This window comes from Mycobacterium sp. (assembly GCF_050701675.1).
Lineage (GTDB): Bacteria > Actinomycetota > Actinomycetes > Mycobacteriales > Mycobacteriaceae > Mycobacterium.
In genome coordinates this window covers 1-2,123 of sequence record NZ_JBOGDD010001044.1, presented here as the reverse complement: position 1 = coordinate 2,123, position 2,123 = coordinate 1, and the positions used below count along the sequence as shown (strand labels likewise).

Annotated in this window: 2 protein-coding genes and 1 pseudogene; all 3 read left to right on the top strand. The window is 69.3% G+C overall.

The window, feature by feature from the left end; translation table 11 throughout:
- A pseudogene (locus ACRDUX_RS32010) lies at nucleotides 1-562 on the top strand (type III glutamate--ammonia ligase); the annotation flags it as partial.
- Between the two features lie 25 nt (nucleotides 563-587).
- A complete protein-coding gene (locus ACRDUX_RS32005) occupies nucleotides 588-1,484 on the top strand; it encodes a class II glutamine amidotransferase domain-containing protein (RefSeq protein WP_526420062.1) in 897 nt (298 codons plus the stop codon).
- A partial coding sequence (locus tag ACRDUX_RS32000; protein ID WP_526420060.1) for a protein glxC occupies nucleotides 1,472-2,123 on the top strand: 652 nt, incomplete at its 3' end. The genes ACRDUX_RS32005 and ACRDUX_RS32000, both read left to right, overlap by 13 nt.

Here is a 2,123-nt window from a genome sequence, read left to right as displayed (position 1 = left end):
CGGTGCTGCGGTCTTCCCCGACGGGGCCGACGACCGCGGCCTCGGCCTCTCGGCCACCGCGTACTCGTTCATCGGCGGCATCCTCGAGCACGCCTGTGCGCTGCAGGCCGTCGTCGGTCCAACGGTCAACTCCTACAAGCGAACCGGGGCCCTGACGACCGCATCGGGCGCGTCGTGGGCGCCACGGCAACCGACCTACGGCGGTAACGACCGGACGCACTACATCCGGGTGCCGGACGATCAGCGGGTCGAATTGCGCGGCGGGGACGGGTCGGCCAACCCCTACCTCGCGGTCGCCGCCGCACTCGGCGCGGGCATCGACGGCATCAAGCGCAGCCTCGACCCTGGGGCCATCGGCGCCACCGCCGACCGGCCCGCACTGCCACCGACGCTGCTGCACGCGGTGGACGAACTCGAGAGCGACCTGGTGATCGCGGGCGTGCTCGACGCAGCGGGCGACGGGGTTTCGAGCTACTTCGCCAACATCAAGCGCGACGAGTTCTTCACCTACCACAGCACGGTCAGTCCGTGGGAGGTCGAGCAGTACCTGACCGCCTTCTGACCCCACAATCGAACGGAGACAAAAGATGTGCGGAATCGTGGGGTTGCACCTGCGAACGCCCGAGCTCTATTCGCGACTGGGCGAACTGCTCAGCGGAATGTTGTGCGAGATGGCCAACCGGGGTAGCGACTCGGCGGGCGTCGCCGTCTACGGAGATCCGGGGTGGACTCCGCCAGGCCGCGGCTGCGTATCGCTCCTCGACGTCGGCGCTGGAACCGAATCCGTCAGCGCCGCAGTCGCTTCCGCACTCGGTGGCGAGGTCGAGGTGACGATGATCGGCGACACCTACCTGCTGACGGCAGCCGCCGACTCCGAGACGCTGCTCACCGCGGCGAGAACGGCCTACCCCCAAGCCCTGGTCGCCGGCTTCGGCGCCGACCTCGCGGTGCTCAAGGGCGTCGGCGACCCCGCGACGCTGACGGCGTCCTGGGGACTGGTCGGGGCTCGGGGCTGGCAGGGCGTCGGCCACACCAGGATGGCGACCGAGTCGGCCGTGACACCGTCGGGTGCACACCCATACGCCGTCGGCCCCGAGCAGTGCCTGGTGCACAACGGATCGTTCTCCAACCATGCCACCATCCGGCGCGAATTGCAGGCCGCCGGTGTGCGATTCGACAGCGAGAACGACACCGAGGTCGGGGCGCGCTTCGTGGCGAGCCGGCTGGCCGAGGGCCGTGACGTGGAGACGGCGCTGAAGGAGCTGTGCGCCACCTTCGACGGCTTCTACACGCTGCTGGTCTCCAATCGGGACTCGTTCGCGGTGGTCCGCGATGCGATCGCGTGCAAGCCCGCCGTGATCGCCGAGACCGCGGACTGGGTCGCGATGGGCAGCGAGTACCGCGCCCTGTCGGGACTGCCCGGCGTCGAGAACGCCGTCATCTGGGAGCCGGAGCCGGAGGTGGTCTACGCATGGCAGCGTTGACGTTCGACCTCGGGGAGACCTCCCTGCGAGACGTCAATGCCGCACTGCACGAGCCGGGCCTCTCCGGCGAGTTCGTCATCGCGAACCCCGCCGGGGCGCACAACGTCGCGGTCGGACTCGACGCTGACGTGTCGGTCACCGTCGTCGGCCACGTCGGGTACTACGCCGCGGGAATGAACCAGCGGGCCGAGATCACCATCGAGGGGAATGCGGGAACCGGCGTCGCCGAGAACATGATGAGCGGCGCGGTGTGGGTCAAGGGCAATGCCTCGCAGTCCGCAGGCGCCACCGCCAACGGTGGCCTTCTGGTGATCGACGGCAATGCCGCTGCGCGGTGCGGTATCTCGATGAAGGGCGTCGACATCGTCGTCGGCGGCGACGTCGGGCACATGAGCGCCTTCATGGCTCAGGCCGGCCGGCTGGTGATCCGCGGCGACGCAGGCGATGCACTCGGTGACTCCATCTACGAGGCCCGCATCTACCTGCGTGGCGCGGCCGCGTCGCTCGGCGCCGACTGCGTGGCCAAGGAGATGCGGCCCGAACACCACGAAGAACTGAGCAACCTACTGAAGGCGGCAGGCTACGAGGACGACGACACCGCCGCCTACACGCGCTACGGCTCGGCCCGCAGCCTCTACC